At 45.3% G+C, this 24578-nt stretch carries 18 protein-coding genes; 13 read left to right on the top strand and 5 right to left on the bottom strand.

Annotated elements, in window-relative coordinates:
- Window positions 1–223 precede the first annotated feature (223 nt).
- A complete protein-coding gene (locus tag IGI82_RS04880) occupies window positions 224–1087 on the bottom strand; it encodes an alpha/beta hydrolase (RefSeq protein ID WP_438841801.1) in 864 nt (287 codons plus the stop codon).
- A 169-nt stretch (window positions 1088–1256) separates the two neighbouring features.
- Here IGI82_RS04880 and allC point away from each other — a divergent pair, with 169 nt between their 5' ends.
- From allC to arcC, 7 genes are read left to right on the top strand one after another with little or no spacing between them, the layout of a single operon-like run.
- Window positions 1257–2486: an allantoate deiminase gene (gene allC, locus IGI82_RS04885; RefSeq protein WP_142967044.1), complete on the top strand. Its 1230-nt coding sequence runs from the start codon at window positions 1257–1259 to the stop codon at window positions 2484–2486.
- A gap of 15 nt (window positions 2487–2501) precedes the next feature.
- A complete protein-coding gene (allE, locus tag IGI82_RS04890; RefSeq protein ID WP_005225360.1) occupies window positions 2502–3287 on the top strand; it encodes a (S)-ureidoglycine aminohydrolase in 786 nt (261 codons plus the stop codon).
- 13 nt (window positions 3288–3300) lie between these two features.
- Entirely contained in the window at window positions 3301–4377 is a 1077-nt protein-coding gene (gene allD, locus IGI82_RS04895) for an ureidoglycolate dehydrogenase (protein WP_438841802.1), read from the top strand.
- Window positions 4378–4385: 8 nt separating this feature from the next.
- On the top strand, window positions 4386–6140 hold the full coding sequence (gene fdrA / locus IGI82_RS04900; protein ID WP_438841803.1) for an acyl-CoA synthetase FdrA: 1755 nt from the start codon (window positions 4386–4388) through the stop codon (window positions 6138–6140).
- Between the two features lie 12 nt (window positions 6141–6152).
- Window positions 6153–7415: a DUF1116 domain-containing protein gene (locus IGI82_RS04905; protein WP_005234461.1), complete on the top strand. Its 1263-nt coding sequence runs from the start codon at window positions 6153–6155 to the stop codon at window positions 7413–7415.
- Window positions 7416–7453: 38 nt separating this feature from the next.
- Window positions 7454–8317: a DUF2877 domain-containing protein gene (locus IGI82_RS04910; RefSeq protein ID WP_438841804.1), complete on the top strand. Its 864-nt coding sequence runs from the start codon at window positions 7454–7456 to the stop codon at window positions 8315–8317.
- Window positions 8290–9225: a carbamate kinase gene (gene arcC, locus IGI82_RS04915; protein ID WP_087627068.1), complete on the top strand. Its 936-nt coding sequence runs from the start codon at window positions 8290–8292 to the stop codon at window positions 9223–9225. Before IGI82_RS04910 ends, arcC begins: the two co-directional genes overlap by 28 nt.
- A 30-nt stretch (window positions 9226–9255) precedes the next feature.
- Here the strand turns inward: arcC and IGI82_RS04920 are convergent, their stop codons facing one another.
- Window positions 9256–10887, bottom strand: coding sequence for a PucR family transcriptional regulator (locus IGI82_RS04920; protein ID WP_142967048.1), 1632 nt, complete (start codon window positions 10885–10887; stop codon window positions 9256–9258).
- A gap of 130 nt (window positions 10888–11017) precedes the next feature.
- On the opposite strand from IGI82_RS04920, the gene IGI82_RS04925 reads away from it, so the two are divergent.
- The 4 genes from IGI82_RS04925 to abc-f all read left to right on the top strand — a co-directional run bounded on the left by IGI82_RS04925 (window position 11018) and on the right by abc-f (window position 16750).
- Window positions 11018–12232 (top strand): pyridoxal-phosphate-dependent aminotransferase family protein, encoded by a 1215-nt coding sequence (locus IGI82_RS04925; RefSeq protein ID WP_438841805.1) that lies wholly within the window; start codon window positions 11018–11020, stop codon window positions 12230–12232.
- A 151-nt stretch (window positions 12233–12383) separates the two neighbouring features.
- Entirely contained in the window at window positions 12384–13634 is a 1251-nt protein-coding gene (locus IGI82_RS04930; protein ID WP_005225368.1) for an MFS transporter, read from the top strand.
- A gap of 18 nt (window positions 13635–13652) precedes the next feature.
- Window positions 13653–14921: a dicarboxylate/amino acid:cation symporter gene (locus tag IGI82_RS04935; protein WP_087627070.1), complete on the top strand. Its 1269-nt coding sequence runs from the start codon at window positions 13653–13655 to the stop codon at window positions 14919–14921.
- Between the two features lie 359 nt (window positions 14922–15280).
- Window positions 15281–16750, top strand: coding sequence for a ribosomal protection-like ABC-F family protein (abc-f, locus tag IGI82_RS04940; RefSeq protein WP_087627071.1), 1470 nt, complete (start codon window positions 15281–15283; stop codon window positions 16748–16750).
- 156 nt (window positions 16751–16906) lie between these two features.
- Here abc-f and IGI82_RS04945 read toward each other — a convergent pair whose 3' ends face one another.
- The 3 genes from IGI82_RS04945 to IGI82_RS04955 all read right to left on the bottom strand — a co-directional run bounded on the left by IGI82_RS04945 (window position 16907) and on the right by IGI82_RS04955 (window position 20628).
- Window positions 16907–18052 (bottom strand): cation:proton antiporter, encoded by a 1146-nt coding sequence (locus tag IGI82_RS04945; RefSeq protein ID WP_438841806.1) that lies wholly within the window; start codon window positions 18050–18052, stop codon window positions 16907–16909.
- Window positions 18053–18256: 204 nt separating this feature from the next.
- On the bottom strand, window positions 18257–19054 hold the full coding sequence (locus tag IGI82_RS04950; RefSeq protein ID WP_087627072.1) for an alpha/beta hydrolase: 798 nt from the start codon (window positions 19052–19054) through the stop codon (window positions 18257–18259).
- On the bottom strand, window positions 19051–20628 hold the full coding sequence (locus IGI82_RS04955) for a PucR family transcriptional regulator (protein WP_005225373.1): 1578 nt from the start codon (window positions 20626–20628) through the stop codon (window positions 19051–19053). The genes IGI82_RS04950 and IGI82_RS04955 overlap by 4 nt, the downstream gene beginning before the upstream one ends.
- Before the next feature lie 116 nt (window positions 20629–20744).
- Here IGI82_RS04955 and fdrA (IGI82_RS04960) point away from each other — a divergent pair, with 116 nt between their 5' ends.
- The gene (gene fdrA, locus IGI82_RS04960; RefSeq protein ID WP_015509195.1) at window positions 20745–23753 is read left to right on the top strand and encodes a DUF1116 domain-containing protein; all 3009 of its coding nucleotides are present in this window, start codon (window positions 20745–20747) and stop codon (window positions 23751–23753) included.
- Window positions 23743–24564 carry a DUF2877 domain-containing protein gene (locus IGI82_RS04965; protein WP_438841807.1) on the top strand — a complete coding sequence of 274 codons (822 nt, stop codon included), beginning with the start codon at window positions 23743–23745 and terminating at the stop codon, window positions 24562–24564. The genes fdrA (IGI82_RS04960) and IGI82_RS04965 overlap by 11 nt, the downstream gene beginning before the upstream one ends.
- Window positions 24565–24578 lie beyond the last annotated feature (14 nt).

Raw genomic sequence — 24578 nt, forward strand, 5'->3', positions numbered from 1 at the left:
CTTTCTTTTGAGAAGATCATCTCGCTGTTTTATTCTGAAGACTTCAGTAAAATTGCGAGGCAAAGCGTTAGATTTTTTAAGAAATCGTTGTGCCCATATACTAGTAATCAAATCAAAAAAAGTGATCATTAGAGTTGGTTCTCTAATGGTCACTTTTTTGCTGTACGCAAGATCACAGCGTACCGATCGCTTCAAAATCATCACCTATCAAGAGCTGAGAGTTTCAGAATTGGTTAGTCAGCCACCCAATCATCTCTCGATAGCACTCATCAGCGCTCGCATTTGGTGTCCGATCAAAGTCATGCTGTTCTAAGTCGAGCCAAAGTGTTTTGGCACGGGGGACTTGTGCAGCGAAAGCTTCGGAGGCGCTGAAGGGAACGTCTGGATCTTTTTTGCAATGAACGACAAAACATGGAGGAAAGTCTTGGTAAGCGGCAGCAGGGATCGCCAAGGCTGCTAGCTGTTCCCGATTCCCTAAATAACGCTGCCAGTTGCCATATTGACGGGCGGAAAGGTACAAAGGAAATCGTTTTTCTAGCGTGCCGTGGGTGATTGGTTGGCTTTCGATCATAGCTTCGGCGTCGAGTGGCGGGACTTTCGGAAATTGCGTGTAAAAGCGTGACGGCTGCAAAAATTCTTTATAAAACAACTCTTGGTATCCGTAAAATCGGATCAAGCCTTTTTGCTCCGGATGCTTTGTGCGTGCGGTCAGTAAGGTCGCTAAAAAACCGCCGGCGGAGCGACCGAATAGAATGTACTCATTTGCACCAACGCCGCTGAACTGCCAGCCTTCGGCCAAAAACCACTCCACTGCCTTGTTTGCATGAAGGCAGATATCGTGTAGCGCTACTTCGGGAGCCAGTGGATAATCAAAGAGATAAAGGCTAACACCGGCAGCCAGCAATTGGTGGATATAATCCTGCGGAAGGTCTTCTCGCTGACCATAGAGGAAGCCACCACCATGAAAATACAAAAGGCTGATCCGAGGCTGCGCTGCTTTTAGGATCGTCACTTCTAACGGCAAAGTGCCGTAGGTGTCAAATTGGATTTTTTCTGTTTGCGCAAAGGCATTTTTAGGATAAACCATTGTTTTCTTCCTTTCTCTTCTTCGATAGTATAAGGAAGAGTATAGGAGAAGGAAGCGGTTTAAAAAACAGCGTTATGACTAAAAATAGAAACGGTTTTGTCGAAAGTGAACAATGATGTCCTTCAGTAACACGCTTACAATAACCGTATAAATCAAAGGAGGCAGAACAATGGAGTTGAAAAAAGAAGTAGCGGCAATGATCGATGCACTATCTCAGATTGGGAGTGATCCAACTGGAGGAATGACTAGACTGCTTTATACCGATTCATGGAAAGAAGCGCAATCATTTGTAGAAAAACAATTAAAAGAAACTGGCTTAACGACGTCCTATGATGCAGTCGGCAATCTCTTCGGCAGAATGGAAGGCAGCCAGTATCCAGAAGAAACGATTCTTTCAGGGTCACATATCGATACCGTCGTTAACGGTGGCACATTAGACGGTCAATACGGGGTCGTTGCTGCTGCTTTAGCGATCAAGTATTTAAAAGAGACCTATGGGCAACCTTTACGCTCCTTGGAAGTCATCTCAATGGCAGAAGAAGAAGGCAGTCGTTTTCCAACCGTTTTTTGGGGAAGTAAAAACTTTGTCGGAGAGGCCAAAAAAGCCGATGTTGAAGCGATCGCAGATTTTGAAGGCAATCGCTTCGTGGCAGAGATGCAACGCCAAGGCTTTGATTTTCGCGACCCACAAGAACCGGTTCGATCAGACATCAAAGCCTTCGTGGAAATCCATATCGAACAAGGCAGTGTTTTAGAAAAAGAAAATTTGCAGATCGGTGTCGTCAATAGTATCGCTGGTCAAAAGCGCTACACCTTTGTCTTAAAAGGACAAGCCAATCATGCAGGAACCACACCGATGGGCTATCGCCAAGATGCTGTGTATGGTTTTGCCAAAATGTGTGCCGCAGTGATCGACCGTGGCTTAGAGCTTGGGGATCCATTAGTAGTGACATTCGGTAAAGTTGAGCCAAAACCGAATACGGTCAACGTGGTTCCTGGTGAAGTGTTGTTTACGATGGATTGTCGCCATACCGATGGGCAGCTATTGGATGCCTTTACTGCTGAAGCAGAACAGATCATTCAAGCGATCGCCAAAGAGCACGACCTGACAGTGGAGATGGATCTATGGATGGATGAACGCCCTGTGCCGATGGACGAGACGATCGTTGCCACGGTGGAACAAGCGGTGAAGCAAACTGGCAAACGCTACAAAGTCATGCATAGTGGGGCGGGGCATGATTCCCAAATCATTGCACCACATTTTCCAACGGCGATGCTGTTTGTACCAAGTATTGATGGGATTAGCCACAACCCCGCCGAAGCAACGACTATCGAAGATTTAACAGCTGGGGTAGAAGTTTTAGCAGCTTCCCTTTACGAGCTAGCATACAAAGAATAGAAAGCAGGGACACACATGGGATACAAAAATAATAATACGGGCTATTTAGATGGATTGCTGCAATCACGTGCAGTCATTAGAAAAAATAATTTTGCGATCTTGCCGCATGACGGGCTAGTGAATAATGTCATTCCGGGATTCGAAAACTGTGAATGTTCGATACTCGGCACACCAAAATTAGGGGCGTCTTTTGTCGATTACATCATTTCATTCAAAAAAGATGGCGCCAACCAATTGGGCTTCGGCGGTCCAGAGATCGAGAGTTTCTTGTATGTCATCTCGGGCAAACTGGAAGTGAGTGATGGCAAAGAAACCCATACATTGACGGACGGAGGCTATATCTATCTGCCTGCTGGAGAAAAACTGTATATGAAAAATCTCCAAGAAGAAGCGACAGAAGTGTTCTTGTATAAGAAACGTTACCAACCACTTGAAAATCACCAAGCCTACAAAGTAGTGGGGAATCTCTCAGAGTTGACACCGATCCAATACGAAGGGATGGCAGACGTCCTACTTTGGGATTTCCTGCCCAAAGAGCTGGGCTTTGACATGAATATCCATATCCTTTCCTTTGAACCAGGGGCAAGTCATGGCTACATTGAGACCCACTACCAAGAACATGGAGCGTACTTACTGTCAGGTAAAGGGATGTATAACTTAGATAATGAGTGGTTCCCAGTGGAAAAAGGCGACTACATTTTCATGAGTGCCTATGTACAGCAAGCGGCCTATGGCGTTGGTCGTGACGAACCATTGACCTATATTTATTCCAAAGATTGCAACCGCGATCCGGAAATTTAAAGGAGTTTAGAAGATGGAAGAAACGGTTATTGTACAGTCACAAGAGTTACAGCAATTGATCCAAAACAAATTAGCGGCTGCTGGTTTGTCTGAAGAGCACGCAGCCATCGTTGCAGAGCATTTGGTCTTTGCCGATGCCAGCGGGATCCACTCTCACGGGGCTGTGCGGGTAGACTATTACGCAGAGCGGATCGCTAAAGGCGGGATGAATCGCACCCCGCAGATCACGTTTGAAGAGACTGGACCGAGCAGCGGGATCGTTCACGGTCAAAATGGCGCAGGGCAGGTCGTCGTATTAGAAGCGACAAAGCATGCCATTGAGATGGCCAAACGTTCTGGGATCGCGGCGGTTGGTGTGCGGAAAACGAGTCATAGTGGGGCACTATCCTATTATGTCAAAAAAGCCGCAGAAGCTGACTTGATTGCATTATCTATGTGCCAATCGGATTCAATGGTGGTTCCTTTTGGCGGCAAAGAAAATTATTTTGGTACCAATCCGATTGCCTTTGCGGCACCGCGAAAGCATGGTGCGCCGGTAATTTTTGATATGGCAACGACGGTCCAAGCGTGGGGCAAAATTTTAGATGCTCGTTCCAAAGATAAAGAGATTCCAGCAACATGGGCCGTTGATGCCCATGGCAAGCCAACGACAAATCCGCATCATGTTCATGGGTTATTGCCAATCTCAGGACCAAAAGGCTTTGGGTTGATGATGATGGTGGATATCTTGTCTGGAATGCTCCTTGGGCTGCCTTTTGGCAAGCATGTTTCCTCTATGTACAACGATCTGACGAAAGGTCGCGACTTAGGGCAGTTTATTTTGCTGATCGATCCGCAACGATTTACAGATTTAGAGACATTTAAAGAGTCAGTCGAAACGATGATCGAAGAGCTGCACGCCATACCGGCTGCTGAACAGTTCCAGCAAGTCTATTATCCAGGCGAGATCAATCAACTAACCTACGAAAAATATATGGCAGAAGGCATTCCTATCGAAAAGAACATTTATCGCTATCTCATTAGCGACACGGTTCATTTTGACCAGTATTCTGGGTCAGATGCCTTTGCACAGACAGCAACAGGAAAGTGAGGAGACCCATGTTACACACTATTATTCAAAAAAACAATTACCAAGATTCCATTGTTTTAATGCTTTTGACCAATCGTTTACTGACGATCGAAGGGATCAACAACGCTTCGGTCATGATGGGTACACCTGCCAATAAGGATATCTTCAAGACAGGTGGTCTTTATACCGAGGAGATGAGCAATGCGACATCCAACGATATGGTGCTCGTTTTAGACATTGAAGAGGAAGAAATCATCGAAACAGTCCTGTCAGAAATCGATGCCTTCTTATCGGACCAAAGCAATAGCGCAGGAGAAGAAACCCAAAGCGTCAAAACTTGGGAAAAAGCCTTAGATCTTGGAAAAGATGCGAAGGTCGCTGTCTTATCGATTCCTGGTACTATGGCAGCACCAGAAATTGAAACCGCATTAGCAGCAGGCAAACATGTTTTTTGTTTCAGTGATAATGTTTCATTGGAAGAGGAAGTTCGACTAAAGAAAATGGCTCATGAACAAGGACTTCTTTTAATGGGACCAGATTGTGGCACAGGGATTCTCAATGGGATACCAGTAGCCTTCACGAATGCCGTCCGTAAAGGGAAAATCGGTGTTGTCGGCGCTTCGGGTACGGGTATCCAAGAAGTCACCACCATCATTCATAAATTGGGTGCTGGTGTGACACAAGCCATCGGAACCGGTGGACGAGATCTCAAAGAAGAAGTCGGTGGGATTACCATGAAAGACAGCATTCTTGCCTTGGAACATGATCCTGATACGGAGGTGATCGTGGTGATCTCCAAACCACCTGCACCACGTGTCCGCGATGAAGTATTGGCATTATTAAGAAGAGGAACAAAACCTGCAGTCACGATTTTTCTTGGGGAAGAACCAACGGATCACGAAGAAAATCTTTACCGAGCCTACACACTGGAAGAAGCGGCACAATTAGCTGTGCAGCTGCTACGTCAAGAACAGATTGGATTAGAGCCAGTAAAAGAGGAAACGGTAGCTGCCGCTTTTGGACCTGAACAGCAAAAAATCAAAGCTTATTATTCTGGCGGAACATTGGCGTACGAAGCAGCGATGCTAGTCAAAGCAGGATTAAATCTAGAACAAGAAGATGCCCATCAAGAAGGGTACATCTTAAAAGCAGCTGGCCATGAGATCATCGATTTAGGTGATGACATCTATACGCAAGGCAAGCCCCATCCGATGATCGACCCAACAAAGCGGATCGAACTGTTGAAGCAAGCCGGAGAAGATCCTGAAACGGCAGTGATTTTGTTAGATATCGTTTTAGGGTATGGCTCTCATCAAGATATGGCGAGTGAATTGGCACCGACCATCAAATCGTTGAAGGAAGCAGCGCAAGCAGCTGGCCGGGAGTTAGCGGTGATCGCTACGATCGTCGGAACTGATTTAGACCCCCAAGACAGCAACGAGCAAGCAGAGATTTTAACCGCAGCTGGCGTGATTTTGTGTCAAAGCAATGCCCAAGCAGTCAAACAAGCTTTAGCAATGCTCGGTCACCCTTTTTCACCAATTAGTCGTAAGCTGTTGCCAAAAGCAGTGACAACTGCCGATGCGTTGCCAGAGCCATCTGAAAAGAGCCGTGAATTGTTGGCGAATGACGCGTTCATCAATGTAGGATTGCGTAGCTTTGCGGAAGCGATCCAGGCGCATCACGGTCAAGTCGTTCAATATGACTGGCAGCCAATTGCTGGTGGAAACGTAACGTTACAAAAAGCCTTACGTTTCTTAGCACAAGTGTCACTATCAGAGTAGGAGGAAGTTATCGTGTACGAAACTATTGAAGAAGCAAACCAAGCCGTTATTGCCAAGATCGTTGCCGGTTCGCCTTTTTTGTTGGATGTCGTTCCAGCAGTCAGTGTCATTCCAGAATTAGGTGAAGGAAAAGTCCTATTGCATGCAGGACCACCGATCCGCTACGATCAGATGATCGATCCGATTCAAGGTGCTTGTGTTGGTGCGGGGCTTTTTGAAGGCTGGGGCGAAACGGAAGAAGAGGTACGTCATTTATTAGCATCTGGGGAAGTTCAACTGATTCCTTGTCACCACGTGCAAGCGGTTGGCCCAATGGGGGGCATCACCTCTGCCAATATGCCAGTGCTCGTAGTGGAAAACAAAACCGATGGTAACCGAGCGTATTGTACGATGAACGAAGGGATCGGGGCAGTTTTACGATTTGGCGCCTATTCTCAAGAAGTCATTGATCGCTTGCATTGGATGAAAAATACGTTAGCACCAGTTTTAAGTGCTGCACTACAAACAAAACCCGATGGCTTGAACATCAATGTTTTAGTCGCAAAAGCAATCGCCATGGGGGATGAGTTCCATCAACGGAATATCGCTGCTTCGTTGGCGTTCTTAAAAGAAGTAGCACCAGCGATCGTTACTCTGGAAGGATTTGAAAAAGAAAAACCAGAAGTCATTCAGTTTCTAGCAGACACGGATCAGTTCTTCTTGAATATCATGATGGCTTCTTCAAAAGCGGTGCTTGATGGCGCCCGGACGATTGAAGAAGGCACGGTTGTGACCGCAATGTGTCGCAACGGGCATGAATTCGGTATCCGTATTTCTGGCATGGGAGATGAGTGGTTTACTGGACCTGTCAATACACCAAAAGGGCTGTATTTCTCAGGATTCAGTGAAGAAGATGCCTCTCCAGATATGGGCGACAGTGCCATTACGGAAACCTTTGGTGTTGGGGGAATGGCAATGATTGCTGCCCCAGCTGTGACACGCTTCGTTGGTTCTGGTGGATTTCACGATGCGTTGAAAACCAGCAATGAGATGTTAGAGATCTCCATTGATACCAATCCGAATTTTCCCGTTCCTACATGGGACTTCAAAGGGATCTGTTTAGGGATCGATGCTCGTAAAGTCGTGGAAACAGGGATCTTACCGGTGATCAATACAGGGATCGCCAACAAACAAGCTGGACGAGGACAAATTGGTGCCGGGACAGTGACACCACCAATGGATTGCTTTGAAAAAGCTGTCTTGGCTTATGCAAAAAAATTAGGATTTGAAGAATAAATCAGGGACTGAAAACGTGAAAAAGGAGCAATCGAGCGATGATACAGGCAAAATGGATCGACCAAGCTTTATTTGAACCCGCATTTATCAATGGCAACTGGCTCGTTCACAGTGTGTTTCAGCATAGTTTCAATCTGCAAGATCCTCGTCAGGATCAGCTGATCTGTGTCTCCAAACAAGCGGCTCGCGTGCCCAAGGGGATGATTTTAGCTGCCGACGATTATGCAGCGTTGGCGACAGGCTTAGTTGCTGGTACCACTCTTTTGGTTCAGCAACGGGTGATCCATTTTCCGCATCATCGTCTGTCTTTTCAAAAGGCAGCCAAATTTACAACGACCGTTCCGGCTGGCACAGTCCCATTTGATCGAGAACTGTTTTGGTCAATCCTTCAAAACGTCACGGAAAAGACGGGGATTCAAGAAGCTGTTTCAGCAACCATTCGCAGCAATCATCCGTTTTATGACGCAATCGATCAGCTATGCACGCCTTCATTTAAGGAACAACGGCAAGCAGTCGCTTATTTAGTCGGACGGGGTGTCGGATTGACCCCCACAGGCGATGATATGCTAGTTGGTCATTTGCTGGCTCGCCGAGTGATGGGGCAAGAAGATACCCGCTTGGTGGCTTATCTACAAAGAAGGCTGTTGACAGTCAATGATTTAACGACTGACGTCAGTAAACATTATCTTCTGCATGCGTTGACAGGCGCATTCAATCAATCGGCATTATCCTTGACCAGGTGTACCGATTCAGCGGCTTTTTCCCAAGTAATCAAAGAGATACTAACGATCGGTCATACTTCGGGGGCTGACTTTTTGGCAGGGTTTGCTCGCAGTATCGATCAATTTCAAAACAATAGAAATGAGGAATTCATATGGCAAAACGAGTGGTCATCGCTCTAGGGGGCAATGCAATTTTAAAACCGAATCAACCAGCGACCGTTGAGACACAGCTTGCAAATATCCAGTTAAGTGCAGAACAGATCGCTAAAATCGAGAAGCTTGACCATCAAATCGTCGTGACGCACGGCAATGGTCCGCAAGTCGGCAATATTTTACGACAAAATGAAGAAGCCAAAGAAGTCGTGCCGCCTTTTCCACTGGATGTCTGCAATGCAGAGTCACAAGGCTTTATCGGTTATTTAATGGAGCAAAGCATCAAAAATAAAATTGAGCAAGAAGAATTGACCAGCAATGTCGTGACCTTATTGACCCAAGTGGAAGTGGCAGCGGATGATCCCGCGTTTGAAAAGCCAACGAAGCCAATCGGTTTGTTCTACTCAGAAGAAGAAGCAAAAAAGATGGCTGAGGAAAAACATTGGGTGATGGAAGAAGATGCTGGACGTGGGTACCGTCGCGTCGTGCCATCTCCACAACCTGTGACGATCCACGGCGTGGAATCAATGGTTCATTTATTGAATCAAAATACCATCGTGATCGCGGGTGGTGGCGGAGGGATTCCAGTCGTAAAACAAGCGGAAGGCTTGAAAGGGATCGAAGCAGTCATCGATAAAGATCGAACTGGGAAAAAACTGGCAGAACAAGTGGATGCCGATGTATTTATGATGCTGACCGACGTCAACAACGTTTATATCAAATACGGAACACCGGAGCAAGAAAAATTAACGGGCTTATCCGTAAGTGAAGCGCAAGCATATTTTGATGCGGGGCATTTTGCAGAAGGTAGTATGGGGCCGAAAATGGAAGCGGCGATTGCGTTTGCCAAACAAGGAAAGACAGCAATCATCTGCTCATTGGAAGAAGCGGACTTAGCATTGTTAGGTGAAGCAGGCACAAGGATCGCTGGGTAACACCAGCGATCCAACTGCTTGATTCGCCTATTAGTCGCCTTCTTCCGACAGCTCAAGGGCTAAACGCAGATCCAGGCTGATGCTAGGATCATGCACGTTTTTTCCTAGCAGCTTTTGACACTGTTCGATGCGGTATTTGATCGTGTTGCGATGAACGAACAAGGCTTTAGCGGTGCGGGTGATCTCACATTGATAATCCAAGTAAGCCCGTAAGGTTTTACGCAATTCAATGGTGGCATCTTCTTGCGGAAACGCCAATTCTTTAAGAATCGTACGGCAGAAATAATGGATATCTTCAGGACTCATTTTTTCAAATAGACTCCGCATTCCCCGTTGATGGTAGAAAGAGACGATGGACGAATCATGTTGGCCTCTTCGTTCTTCATAAGCAGTCTTTGCTTCGATGTAGGAGCTGGCTAAATCATTGATACTTTCACAGACACTCCCTACACCAAAGGCCATTCGAAATGGCAACCGATTGGTCAAAGCATTGGCGGTCTCGATCAAATGGTCTTCTAAGGCATCACACTTGTGCTGCACGAAAATCGCAAAGTGATTGCTGCCCTTTAAGCGAAAGAGACAAACATCTTTGATGCGATAAGGCAGTTGTTCACTAAACCACTGATAGACCAGGTCACTTTCTTCTTTTAAGTATTTGTCTTTGCCTTTGGTTTCTTTGGTTGGTTCACAGGCACCATAGATGACACGATAATGGCGGGCTTTGACTAACCCGTAAGTTTTTCCGAGATCTAACCAATCCTTTTGTTCTTGCTTGGTCGATTGCTGGTATTCGATCATTCGTGTTAAAAAGTCACTTTTTAAATCTTCAAAAGATTCTTGCACTTTTTGGTTCTTGTAAAGCATAAACGACAAGACCAAGGCTGCTTGTTCCAGCGCAAAATCCGAGACAGGATAAGGAATCGCCTCAGGATTCAAAATGACTAAATAATGGGGGAAATAAGTGGAGGTTTCAATAGCATAATAAGAAATTTGTGACGTTTTTTCATGAAGATCTTTGATAGGGATCGCCCCGCTTTTTTCACCAGTAAAAACCCCTTTCGTTTGTCCTAATTGATGGATGTAGTACTCCGCGGGTTTTGACATGCGGGTGAAATGCTTGGAGTGGGCAATCACTTGTTTAAAAGGATTCAACAAAATGATCGGTGTATTGACCATTTGGCCAAAATCAGCGATAAAGCGAGCGATGCTGACATCCTTCATCAAGGAAGCAGAGAACCGTTTTTGGATATCTAAGGCATAACTCAGCTGCTCGGTTTTGGTGTTCCATAGTAAATTCAAAAGCTGGTGCATCAAACGGCCCAGCGGCATCGTGGCAGGTACTTCTACGATGGGGAAACCTAAACTATCGGCGTAGGCGATGACTTCAGGATCGATGACATCCAAAAAACGACCGATCTTGATGCCTAATCCAGCGGCATTTTTGGCTACGAGGGAATCGATCAGTTCAAGCAGTGCTCCTTGATTATCTTTATAAACCATCGCCGTGCTTAAGATAAAGGTATGCTCAGGAATATAGTGGGCGATATCAGGGGTCTCAGTGATTTCGATACTGTCGACGGGAATTTCCGCGGTAATGGGATCTGTCAACAAACGCAAATTGGAAAAGCGTGGTATAGCAAGCAATTCAGCAACTAACTTCATAGAGAAACTCCTTTTAGAATTGAACAAAACAAACAAAAACATGTCCTTTTTTAGCTTTATTGTACAACAAACTTGGAAACGTTGACAAGGCGTTGGACAGTGAAATCAAAAAGAGAAATGAGGGGAAAAGATGTATAAAGAGTTAACGATCGCACAACGTACGATCATGACACCTGGGCCTGTAGAAGCCCATCCAGCTGTTCTTCAAGCAATGACCAATCGTATTTTGGGACAGTTTGATCCGAATTTTTTGGCGATCATGGATGAGGTCAAAGAAATGATCAAACAACCGTTTGGAACCAAAAACAAAGAGGCATTTGCCATTGATGGGACTTCCCGAGCTGGTTTAGAAGCGGCGCTGATCGCTTTGATCGAACCAGGGGACAAAGTCTTGATCCCCGCCTATGGGCGCTTTGCTTTCTTACTTGGAGAAATCTGTGAACGTGCCCAAGCGCAAGTCAAATATGTAGAAAAAGAATGGACGGCTCCTTTTGCACCCGCAGAGGTCATCAAAGAAATCGACGCATTTCAACCCAAGATCGTGGCGATGGTCCACGGGGAAACCGCCAATGGGCAAATGCAGCCGTTAGCAGAAATCGGGCAGTATTGTCGCGCAAAAGATATTTTCTTTGTCGTTGACATGGTGGCGACTTATGGTGGCGTGGTCCTGTCAGTCGATGATTGGTGTGTCGATTTAGCGATTGCCGGTACACAGAAGTGTTTAAGTGTGCCGTCTGGTCTTTCATTAGTGACCTACAACGAGCGCGTCGAAGCCGTCCTTAATGCTCGTTACCAAAAAGAATTAGGCTTGAGTAAAACGGATCGAAACAAGCGGCACATTATGAGCAATTACTTGGATTTGAGTCAACTGCAACGCTACTGGAACACTGAACGAATCAACCATCACACAGAAGCGACGAGTATGATCTATGCGCTTCATGAAGGATTACGGATACTGCTAAACGAAGGCCTCGATGCAGCCTATCAACGTCAATTGACGAATGAAGGCGCGTTGGTCGCTGGACTGGAAGCAATGGGGCTGTCGATTTATGGCGAAAAAGCAACCAAAATGCCGACAGTTACCCCTATCTTTATTCCAGAAGGTGTTGATGGCGAAGCTGTCCGAGAAGAGATGCTTCACTCCTTTGGTGTAGAGATTGCTAGTTCATTTGGTGATCTAAAAGGAAAAATCTGGCGGATTGGAAATATGGGCTACAGCAGCCGCAAAGAAAATATTTTACATGTCCTAGCCGCGTTAGAAGGGGCACTATTGTACCAGCAAGCACCAATTTCTGCTGGCAAAGCGCTCATCGCTGCGTTAAATTACTACCAAAAAACGACTTAAATTTTTAGCACAAATGCACAACGAATGAAAGCGCTTTGTGAAAAATGACAAATGCAATCGTCGGCAAAAAAACGTACACTAAGACTATCTTAAAGCGCTTTCGTTGGCGTGCTTCACAAACTTTACTTGTGTAACTGATGGAGGGAAAAAAATGGAAATCAATAAAGAACGTGGTGGGCTTGCCTACTGGAAACAAATTATTATCTTAATGTGTTCAGGCTGGGTCACTATCTGGATTTATCGTGCTGCGTTATCGCCAGTCTATCCGCAAATCAATGAGTCACTTGGCGGCAATATTTCTGATACAGCATTAGGATCGATTGCCAGCTTTTACTTTTTCGGCTATGTAATCATGCAGATCCCGGCCGGCTTTTTGGTGGATAAGATTGGGAAGAAAACAGTTCTGCTTCCAGGATTCGTGGTATTTGCACTGGCAGCTTTACTGATTTCACAAGCCTCTTCAATCTCCATGATCTATACCGGTAGCTTTTTAGCAGGGATCGGCTGTGGGTCATTTTATGGTTCCGCGTATTCTTTGACCTCACAGAACATTCCGAAAGAAAAGAAGAGCTTCTCAACAGCGATCGTCAATAGTGGTTCTGCCGTTGGTTCAGGGTTTGGGATGATCTTATCAAGCTTTATCGTTATTCAGATGAACATGCCTTGGCAAACAATGATGTATTTATCCGCTTTCTTGATCGTTTGTATGACGATCGCTTTTGCATTGGTGATCCGCAGCAACAAAGAAGACGTGGCTTTCTTGGAGAGCCAAGCAGCAGCTGAAGAAGAAACAACGGATCAGCCGAAAGAAAAAGTTTCCCTTTCGACCTTGTTCTCCCTGCGGATGCTCTTTACTTATGTGTTATATTTTGCGACGTGTTATGCCTACTATATGACGGTTACTTGGCTACCAAACTTCTTAGGAACAGAACGAGGCTTCCAAGGAGTCGCGATCGGATTCTCTTCTTCATTGGTAGCATTTGCTTCCATTCCTGGGGCATTATTCTTTAGCCGCTTGGCAGACAAATATATGCACAAAAAAGTAACTTTTATCGTTATTTTAGAAGTGTTGGCGGCGTTGATGTTATTAGTAACGGTGCAAGCGACAAATTCGACCTTCTTAATGATCGCGTTGATCTTGTACGGGTTCCTTGGGAAATTAGCGGTTGAACCAATCATCATTTCTTGGCTAGGGGAAAATGCACCCAAAGTTGGGGTCGGTACGACATTAGGGGTCTTCAACTTTTTCGGCATGATGTCTTCCGTTATCGCACCAACATTGACCGGATCGATCTCGGATGCAACAGGGTCAAAAGTAATGGGCTTTTATATCGCAATTATTTTGTTGATCGGTGGTACATTCTTATTCTTGACTGTAAACTCTAAGAAAACAGCCAAGTAGAAAAGTGAGGCACAACAGATGAAAAAACGATCCTTAAAAATCAGTTTGACCAACCAAATCATGATTGCAACGGTATTGGGGATTTTTTGGGGCGTTTCCTTTCCCGGGTTAGGTGATCAAATGCAGCTAGTCGGGGACTTCTTCTTGCGACTGATTCAAATGTCTGTGGTCGTACTGGTCATGGGCTCGGTGATTGAAGCGGTGGGGGGACTTGATCCAAAAGAATTAGGTGGGATCGGCGGGAAAGTCTTCCTCTGGTTTACTGGATCGACCCTCGTCGCCGCTATTTTCGGTCTCTTGTTCGCCTTGATCCTCAAGCCTGGCGCAGGCCTTGATCAGTCCCTGCTGCAAAGTACAGAAACCGCATTAAGTACCAGCAGCATGGAAGAAGTCATCTTAAACTTTGTTCCACTGAACATTATTCAAGCCATGGTGGAGCAGAATATGATCCAAGTGATTATTTTTTCGCTCTTCTTTGGCCTTGCCTTGAGCTTGATCAAGCATGAAAAAAAGAATCAGCTGTTTCTAGATATGATCGGTAGTTTTAATCATATTTTGTTAAAAATGGTCAGCATGATCATGAAGTTGGCGCCGATCGGAATTTTCGGCCTAGTTGCTTCCTTAGTAGAAGATACCGGTATTCGCGTGTTGGGAATGTTAGCCAGTTTTTTATTGACGTTAGCAGCAGCATCTTTGCTCTTTTTGTTTCTTTGGTTTCTCTTGACGTCGCTCTATTGCAAAGTTTCCTTGTTTCGTTTGATAAAGAACATGTGGCGCCTCTCGGTGGTTTCCTTTACGACCACCTCCTCTGCTGTTTCATTGCCGTTTCAAATCGAAGATGGCAAAGAACGATTTGGGATCAGTGATCGAATCAATAAGCTCGTGATGCCTCTGGGCATGACCTTAAATAGCAATGGGCTCTCCTTATTTTTAGCCCTGGCAATCGTAACCGTTGCTCAGGCTTACCAGATCCAATTGAGCTGGGGGGATCTTTTGCAAGTGGTCTTGTTGTCCTCGTTGGCATGCTTGGGAACGATCGTCGTTCCAGGCGGCGGATTAGTCACACTGGCTACGGTTTTACCTATGTTAGGACTGCCTAATGAAAGCATCGCCTTACTGGCTGGGATCGATTGGTTTTCTGGGATGTTTCGGACCCTCTTGAATGTTGACCCTGACGTCACAGTGGCGTTGATCGTTGCTCATGATGAAGGAGAACTGGATCATGCAGTCTTCAATGGTGAAAAAGCCTCGGTCAAATTAGCAGAAAAAATCACCGATGGCGTATAAGACCAATCATTCTTGTGATGAAACTTTACTCTTTTTTGAAAACGTGCTACGATTGATTCGTTGATAGACGAAAGAAGCTTCCTGAAATACCGTAAACGGTAAACAGTATCGGCTGATTTTCCGCTCGTCATTCAATAGACAACTACGACAAAAAGAGGAGGAAAAAACATGACAGCATCGATGAAATTGTGGATTGACCTTTTGAATAGCTAATTTAAATCTATTTCAAAAGTCTAGGCAATCGTGATTTCAAGGGATGAGTGTCCTCTTTTTTCCAATTTCTTATTAAAATCAGGGTATAGCGGTAGGCTATGCCCTTTTTTTGTGCTTGCGTTTTCCTAGACGGGAAGGACAGACTGATGGAACAATTAAGTGTAAAAATAAACAATCTAATCAAAAATTATGGGTCCAAAGAAGTACTGAACATTGAAGAACTGAGCGCCTATCAAACGGATCGTATCGGGATCGTGGGAGCAAACGGGCAAGGCAAGTCTACCTTGCTGAAGTTGATTGCGGGAGTGGTCGATCCTGATTCAGGAACGATCCAAAAAGAAAATTCGTTTCACTATTTCCCGCAAATCGCTGAGGTGACTGAAAAGACGGAGGCCCTTGACTGGGCGCTGTTCGGTCGTTTTTCGATCCCAACAAATGAATTGGCGACACTAAGCGGCGGGGAGGAGACCAAATACCGGTTGGCACAAACGTTATCTTCCTATCAGTTAGGACTTTTGCTCGATGAGCCAACGACCCACTTGGACCAGCAAGGAATTCAAGTCTTGATTGATGAACTGCAGTATCATTATGGCACCCTGATCGTGGTCAGTCATGATCGGTATCTATTGAATCAGCTGGCAACGAAAATCTGGGAAGTCGATCAAGGAAAAGTCACCGAGTATTCTGGCAATTATGACAGTTACCGACAGCAAAAAGAGCAAGCGGCACAGCGTGTTGCCTGGGAGGCTGCGCAGTATCAGCAACAAAAACAGCAGTTGACCCAAGCAATCCAAAAGAAAAAAGAACAAGCGATCAAGAGCAGTCGTATTTCTGAAAAAAAGCGACAGCAGAACATCCGACCAGACCGTTTGTCGTCATCAAAACAAAAAGACACGGTGCAAAAGTCATTGCAAAAAACAGTCAAAGCCATGGAAAGCCGCTTGGATCAGTTGGAAGAAGTGAAGGGCGTCGCCCGGCAGCAGGTGATTTGTTTTCCAGTAGTCCCTGCAGTGGAGCTGCATAATAAACGACCGATTCGTGGGGAGCAAGTAACCATTCAAAGAGGGGCGAAACGTTTGCTAGACAGCAGCAGTTTCCAGTTTGCTGCCGGGAAGAAAATCGCTATCGTGGGTCCGAACGGTTCGGGAAAGTCGACTTTACTAAAAGAAATCATCGCAGGCGGAGAGGGAATCTATGTATCACCGAAAATCGTCTTTGCGGTCTACGAGCAAATGGGCTATCGAAAAAACAGCACCACACCGCTTTTGACGGAATTGATGGCTCAAACAGACTATCAGGAACCACTGGTCCGCAGTATTTTACACAATCTGGGATTTAGCCAGATTGACGTGATGAAGCCAGTCAATGTGCTAAGCGGCGGAGAAGCGACACGGGTCGAGCTCGCACGCATCTTTACTCAACCTGCCAATGTCTTGATACTTGATGAACCGACGAACTTTATTGATCTGCCGACAATCACCGTCTTGGAACAATTGATTCGCAGCTATCGAGGCATGGTTTTGTTCACATCTCACGATCAAGCGTTTATCGATGCCGTCGCGGATGACGTGTATCAAATCGATCATGGAAAATTAACATTGGTTTCCAGTAACTAGCAGCATTGTCGCTTTTATAACTGTATAAAGAAAAACAGCGCGGGAAAGGAAGCGACCGCCCAACGTTCGATCAACAATCGGCCGTTGAGCGGTCACTACAAAACCCGTGCTGTTTTTTTCGCAATCATCGGTATCGCCTAGCTGTTGCTACATCGCTTAATAAATCTTTTTCGTAAAGTATTTTAAGATCAGGGGAGAGATCAAGGTACTCAACAAGACAACGATCACCAAAGGGGAATACAATGCGGACGAAATCAATTGGTTTTGTTGACCAATCTGCAAAATGATCAATGCCATTTCACCTCGGGAAATCATTCCAGCTCCCACCATCCAAGCACTGTTGTTCGAGAATTTCGCGATTTTCGCCCCGACATAGCCGCCGACCAGTTTGGTCAAGATCGCGACCACGGTAAAGGCAAGAATAAAGAATAATTGCTCATTTAAGCGGGAAAAATCAACTTCTAAGCCAACGCTGACAAAGAACACCGGAATGAAGACGGCGTAACCTAATGCTTCGACACTGTGTTCCACTTCCTCACGAACCTTCGTTTGACTGACAGCGATCCCTGCGAAGAAGGCACCAATGACCGAGCTTAACCCAACGAGGTCAGCAAGATACGCCATTCCTAAGCAGATGATCAGTGACATGATGATCACCGCGGAATTTGCAAATAGCTTTTCTGCAAGTGCCAATAAGAACGGAGCGATCCATTTCACCAATAGAAAAATCAACACAAAATAAATCAATTCTACCAATAAGGTGACCGGCAGTGGTGTTGTTTGGCTGCTTTCGCCGCCTAAAAAGGAAAGGCTAAGACTCAAAACCAACACGACCAAAATATCATCCACGACGGAAGCACCAAGAATCGTCGACCCTTCTTTCGTATTCACCACATTCAACTCTTTCAATACTTCGACAGAAATACTGACTGAGGTGGCAGCTAATACGATCCCGAAAAAGAACGCTTCTGTGGGACTGCTTTGAAAACCGACCCCCGTGGCATACCCGAAGAGCATAGGGAACACGATCCCCAAAAGGGCAACGAGCATCCCTGGACGAAAATAGCGTTTCAATAAAGAAATATCACTTTCCAATCCCGCTAAAAACATCAGCAAAATAACACCAATCTCTGAAAAATCATGAACCAGAATATCTGGATGGACCCAATTGAGTCCTGCGCCTCCTAATAAAACCCCCGCTAACAACTGCCCGATGACAGCAGGAACGCCCATCCGTCTCGCCAGATGCGAGAAGAGGGTCGTCGTGATTAGGATCAAACACAAAATCCCGACAAAATGCATAAAACCTCATCCTTCTTTCCTATAACATACTCCCCTTTAGTATAGCATTCTCTCTTGAATTGAGCCTGTATCAAGCCTTTTTTTATTAAAAGAGTTTCATTAAACCACACGTTTTTTGAGATAAGGAGGAAGCGAAGGCAATCAGAGTTTTTCTGTGCACTCGTCGAAATAAAAAAACATTATTTTCACTTTACTTGTATCAAATTATTGTTTGAGCCAACGGGCGAGCTGCTGAAACACCATTTGGACTTGCGGCTCCTCGACGTTTTTCAAAAAGTCGTGGGGCAAATCATAGACAGGGACAAATTTGCTTTTAGGCACTTTCTTCAAGCCTTTGCTGTAACGAAAAGGAACTTCCTCATCGGTACTGCTGGCACTGCTGAAAATTGGAGGAAATTGAGCAAGCAGCTCAGGATCAATGGCATAGTCAGAAAGAGCTTCAGCTGTTAGACCATAGATCGTGGTGAGTTCTTGCTGTTGAACCCAATAAACATAAGGCAAATAGCGCTGAAACTGCGGATCATCCCAAACGATCTCGGTTTGATCCAAAGAAGGGACTTGCTCTTTGCTTAAGAGCGGCTGCTGCAAGACTCGTTTGTTTTCAATAAAAGAAAGATCGGTATACCCATAAAAATTGACCAGTTTTTCAGGCAATCTCTGTTGTTCCTTCAGTAATTGCTGGGTCAGCGCCAGCATCAAATAACCGCCAGCTGAGCGTCCGCAGAAACAAAACGGGTTATCTTTAAGCACAGTTGCTTGCAATTCTTGAAAATTTTGCCAGTTCAGCGCCAAAATCTCCGCTAACGAGGAATTGGGCGCCAGTAAATAATCGACTGTGAGGATGCTGTATTGCTGCTCTTGAAATAGTGCGATCAGTGATGCGGGAATGTCTTGACGGGTTCCATAAACAAAACCGCCGCCGTGAAAGTAAATCACGTATTTCTCCGAAGCAGGATAAAGGGACACCGAAGCACCGGTGGTCAATTGCCATTCTTTTTTCATTTTGCTTGACTCCTTTTCTGAAGCTCTAATAAATAGGTGCCGATCTCGTAATTGACTAATTGGATCGGACTTGTCAGATCGATCTCTAGTAACTGTTCGATTTTGCTTAGCCGATAACGAATCGTTTTGGCATGAAGAAACAAGGTTTCAGCCGTATTTTTGTAATTGCGATTCGTGATAAAAAAGGTATACAGCGTTTTGAACAGCTCTTCATTTTCTTCCGAGAGTTGATACAGCTTCGGGGGAATGCTTTGCTGCAGCTTTTCCAGTTGGTTCTCCTTGATAAAGGAACTAAAGATACCTAAGTCGCTATAGGCAATGATCGGCGCCAAATAAAACTGCCGATTGAAGCGGATCGCATCCAAACACTCTGGCAGGATCTCTTTGATCTGTTCCTTGCGCAAGACTTCGCTGACCACCAAGCAGCCATGTTCATCGGCTAACAGGGCATCATCAAAATGTGTCTGCAGCATCTGTTTCGTCACCTGATGGGCGATCGATTGGAAATTATAGAGGATCACCAAATAATTGTGGTGTTCAAAAAAGACGTGGGGTGTTTTCAACGCCCGTAGCTTGTGCAAAACGACGGACTTACGCTCCTTATCTTTAAAGCTGTTGGAAGCAAAGGCAATGCCTTGGTAGAAATCGTAGCGATCCAGTTGCGCTTCTTCTAACAAAAGATCCAGCTCAGCCAAATTACTAGGAGTGTTTTGTAAGATCGCATCGGCAAGATTGTTCATGCGATTGTAGCGTTCTTTCTTCAACAAATACTCCATTTGGAGGCGTTCATAAATGACGTCGATCACATTTTCAATGATCATGACTTTTGCCTCAGGGATCTGCGAATCTTTCTGATAAACGATCAAGGTACACAGATCATTGTAAGGATTGATGATCTCTACTTTTATGGCAGTCACATATTGATTGTTCTCATGAGAAAATAATTCCAAATATTCGTAGTGGTTCTTGGTAAACTCGATGGTTTTCATGGGTTCTTGTTTGGTCACCACGAAATTCTTAAAGGATTGACCGACGGACACATGCACATCTAAATGGGGGATGCGCAACGAACAAGGCTTTTCGATCAATTGATAGAACTCCTGCATGATCTGATCGAAAGAAGAGTGGTTGCGCTCAACTTTCATGAAGCGCTGGCGAACTTCGTAATAGGTACGCAGCAGCTGGGTTTGGTGATTTAGCAATGGTTCGTAAACCGCTAGCATGATGGCTTCATAGCTGACTTCTTGCTGCACTTTGATCAAAGGGATCTGATAAGCAAAGCTAAGCTCGATCACCCAATCTGGGATCATAGGGATCAAGCGATCCACTTTGATCACTAAACCGCTGACACCGATTTGCTGCATTTTTTCAAAAAAAACACGCAGTTCCTCAGGGGATTGGTCTTTGAAGGCATAAAAAGAAGTCAAAATCAATTGATGGGCTTTGCTCCATTTCTCGATGTCCATCGCTTCCAGCACCATGACGGAACCGACGGAATTTGTTAAACCAATGGAGCCAGTCAGGACTTTACTTTTTTCAAAAAGCGGCAGTTCAACCAATTCTTTTAATTTCATAAAATGCTCCTTTTTTCTCTTTTGGATAAAAAGTATAGCATTTTTTTAGAACTTTATCCAATGAAAACGCAAACAAGGCTCGTTAGAATGAGAGTGTAAGAAAAGGAGGAGAACAAATGCTGCACACAGTAATCTTAAAGAATAACTACCAAGATTCCATTAACTTAATGCTGCTGACGAATACGATCAATGATCTAGGCGATGTCGAAATGAGTCAAATCATGATGGGGACGGATGCAAACAAAGACATATTAAATAACACTGGCTTGCTTTCTGAAGAGGCTGAAGGTGCTTCACCCAACGATATGATGATTGTAGTCGATAGCCAAAACGAACAGATCATGGATCAAGTAATGCCAGCAATCGATTCATTTTTAGCTGATCTTTCAGCAAAAGATCAAGGCAAAGAAACGCCAGCGGCGGCTTCATGGCAAGAAGCCTTGAGCGCAATGCCGGATGCCAATGTTGCATTATTTAGTATTCCTGGGGAATATGGCGCAGCCGAGATGGAAAAAGCCTTGAAAAATGACTTGCATGTTTTCTCGTTTACGGACAATGTTGCTATCGAAGATGAAGTGCGTTTGAAAAAGCTGGCTCATGAAAAAGGTTTATTGATGATGGGGCCTGACTGTGGGACCGGTATTATTTCCAGCATTCCGATTGCCTTCACGAATGTCGTGGCACCAGGAAACATCGGCGTCGTTGGTGCCTCTGGTACGGGGATTCAAGAAGTGACGACGATCATTGACCGATTAGGCGGTGGTGTCGTTCATGCCATCGGGACCGGCGGACGTGACTTAAGCGACAAAGTTGGGGCGATCACTGTCAAAGATGCCATCGTTGCTTTAGAAAATCATGAACCGACAGATGTGATTTGCGTGATCTCGAAACCACCTGCAAAAGAAGTGCGGGATGAAGTCGTTCAATTGCTGCAAAGTATCAGCAAACCAGTGGTAGCGATTTTCTTAGGAGAAAAACCAGAAGCCCATGAAGGAAAAGTCTATTTGGCACATACTCTGGAAGAAACAGCGCGCATCGCTGTTGATCTTGCCAATGAAGAACCCGTCAAAGCGAACTATTTTGAACGCGTGGCAACCCCAGATGTGCCCAAACTCGCTGAAGACAAAGTGGTCAAAGGTCTTTATTCTGGCGGTACATTAGCTGCCGAAGCAGGAATGCTGATCTCCGAAGCCTTGAATCTAGAAGGCCTTGTAAAACAAGAAGGCTATATCTTGCATTCCCACGGCTATGATGTGATCGACCTTGGTGATGATATCTATACCCAAGGCAAACCGCACCCAATGATCGATCCTGAAGTGCGCATCAAAAAAATCGAAGACTATGCGCAAGATGAGCAAACCGGGGTCATTTTATTTGATGTGGTGTTAGGTTACGGCGCACATGCAGATATGGTAGGTGCACTGTTACCAGCCATCGAAGCTGCACAGCAAACAGCCCAAGCAGCTGATCGCGCGCTATACTTTGTTGCTACCGTCTGCGGAACTGAAAAAGATCCGCAAAACTACCAAGAAGCAGTCAACCGTTTGAAAGCAGCTGGCGTCTATGTGGCACCAAGCAATGCTCAAGCAGTGCAATTAGCCCTCGCCTTAAAAGGGGCGACTCTTTCTGAAGCAGACAAAGCGGTCAATGACTATACTGGTAGCAAAGTTGAGGTGCCGACAGTTAGCGAGAAAGTGATGGAGCTGTTGACCACCAAACCACGGATCATCAATGTTGGCTTGCAAAGCTTCAATGAATCGATCCTGCAATATGGCGGGAAAACAGAACAATTTAACTGGCGTCCTCGTGCTAACGGCAACAAGAAAATGATCCGTATTTTAGACGCGTTAGAAGAATTTGACGAAAAAATCACAGCTGAAAACCAAGCAGTGACGGATAAAATCAAAAATGCCCAACCATTCTTGATCGATGTCGTTCCGGCTAAATCAGTGATCGCTGAATTAAACGAAAGTCAGAAAACCTTGCTGCATGCAGGACCGCCGATCCAATGGTCGGAAATGACGGGACCGATGCAAGGGTCTTGTATCGGCGCTGCCTTGTTTGAACGCTGGGCGAAGGATGAAGACGAAGCCCGCCGCTTACTCGAAAGTGGGGAAGTCCGCTTTATGCCATGTCACCATGTACAGGCAGTTGGACCAATGGGGGGAATCACTTCTGGGAATATGCCTGTCTTTGTGGTTGAAAACCGCCTTGTCGGCAACAAAGCCTACTGTATTTTGAACGAAGGGATCGGTAAAGTCTTACGATTTGGTGCCTATTCACAAGAAGTCATCGATCGTTTGGATTGGATCAAAGACGTCTTAGGACCAACCATTGCCAAGGCATTACAATTAACAGAAGAAGGCATCAACTTGAATGTATTGATTGCCCGGTCGATCACAATGGGGGATGAATTCCATCAACGAAATATTGCAGCATCATTGAACTTTTTGAAAGAAATCGCGCCGTTGATCATCCAAACAGAGATCGATGAAAAGCAAAAATATGAAGTGATCAAGTTCTTAGCAGATACCGATCAGTTCTTCTTGAATATCATGATGGCAACCGGGAAAGCCATCGTTGACGGTGCCCGTGTCGATGCTAAAGGAACGATCGTGACCACCATGACGAGAAACGGTGTCAATTTTGGGGTTCGTGTCGCCCAAACAGAAGACCAATGGCATACTGCACCAGTCAATACGCCGAAAGGTTTGTACTTTACTGGGTTTACCGAAGCAGATGGCAATCCTGATATTGGGGACAGTGCCATTACTGAAACCGTCGGTGTCGGAGCAATGGCGATGGTAGCCGCACCAGGGGTAACACGCTTTGTCGGCGCTGGTGGTTTTGAAGATGCGCTAGAAACTTCCAATGAAATGGCAAAAATCTGTTTCGGTCATAATCCGACTTTCTCGATCCCAACATGGGACTTCCAAGGGACTTGTTTGGGGATCGACATCCGCAAAGTCGTTGAAACAGGCATCACCCCAATCATTAATACTGGGATTGCCCATAAAGAAGCAGGTGTCGGTCAAGTGGGTGCAGGCACGGTGCGTGCACCGTTAGGCTGTTTTGAAAATGCTTTGACGGCTTATGCGAAGGATCTGGGGATCGATGTTGACTGAGAAAATCAAAATCAGTGATTATCTAGACCCACTGCAACGATTCGGTCGTATCGGTCGGGTGCATAGCGTGTTTGATCGTTCATTCAATGTGATGATCGGGCAGCAGCTGGTCAATATCAACAACTATCGCAACTATTTGACTGGCTTCGGCGTCTTTTTACCAGATGCATTGTTTGAGCAAGTCCTGCCTTTGATCGAGGTCGGCAATCGCGTGCAAGTCCGAGAGCATGGTCTGATTTTTTACAGCACAAAAGGAACATTTTCTCTTTCATTAGAGGAAAAAGAATTGGTTTCGCTGCAGGTGAAGGAGTTATCCTTCACCTCTGCGGAATTGCAGCTTTTGAAAGAAATCCTGCTTCAACAAAAACTAGAAACCAAGATTGGGTTGCCCGAAGATGAGAAAACCCAAGCAGTGTTTGCGGCATTGCGGCAGCCTGTCTCAGATTGGGAACCAATCATTGCTCACCTGATTGGCCGCGGCAAAGGATTGACACCTAGCGGCGATGATCTTCTCGTTGCCTATCAAGCGATGCTCTATGCCTTGCAACAGCCAGAAGCCGACGCGTTAGCACAAGCATTGGCAAAACCGCTGTCTACGACGGATGTCAGCCTTGCTTATATTCAAAGTGCCAGTCAAGGGTATGTCAATTCGGTAATGCTGCAATTATTCCAAGACGTAAAAAGTAAAAACCCGCAGGTGCTGGAAAACGATGTGCAGCAGCTGATGTCCATCGGTCATTCGTCAGGCAAAGATCTTAGCTTTGGGTTGTTGTTAGCGTTGGAGTCATTGTCACTTGAGGAGAAAGAATAGAAAAGGGGAGAAAT

This window comes from Enterococcus sp. AZ067 (assembly GCF_051715005.1).
Lineage (GTDB): Bacteria > Bacillota > Bacilli > Lactobacillales > Enterococcaceae > Enterococcus_D > Enterococcus_D casseliflavus.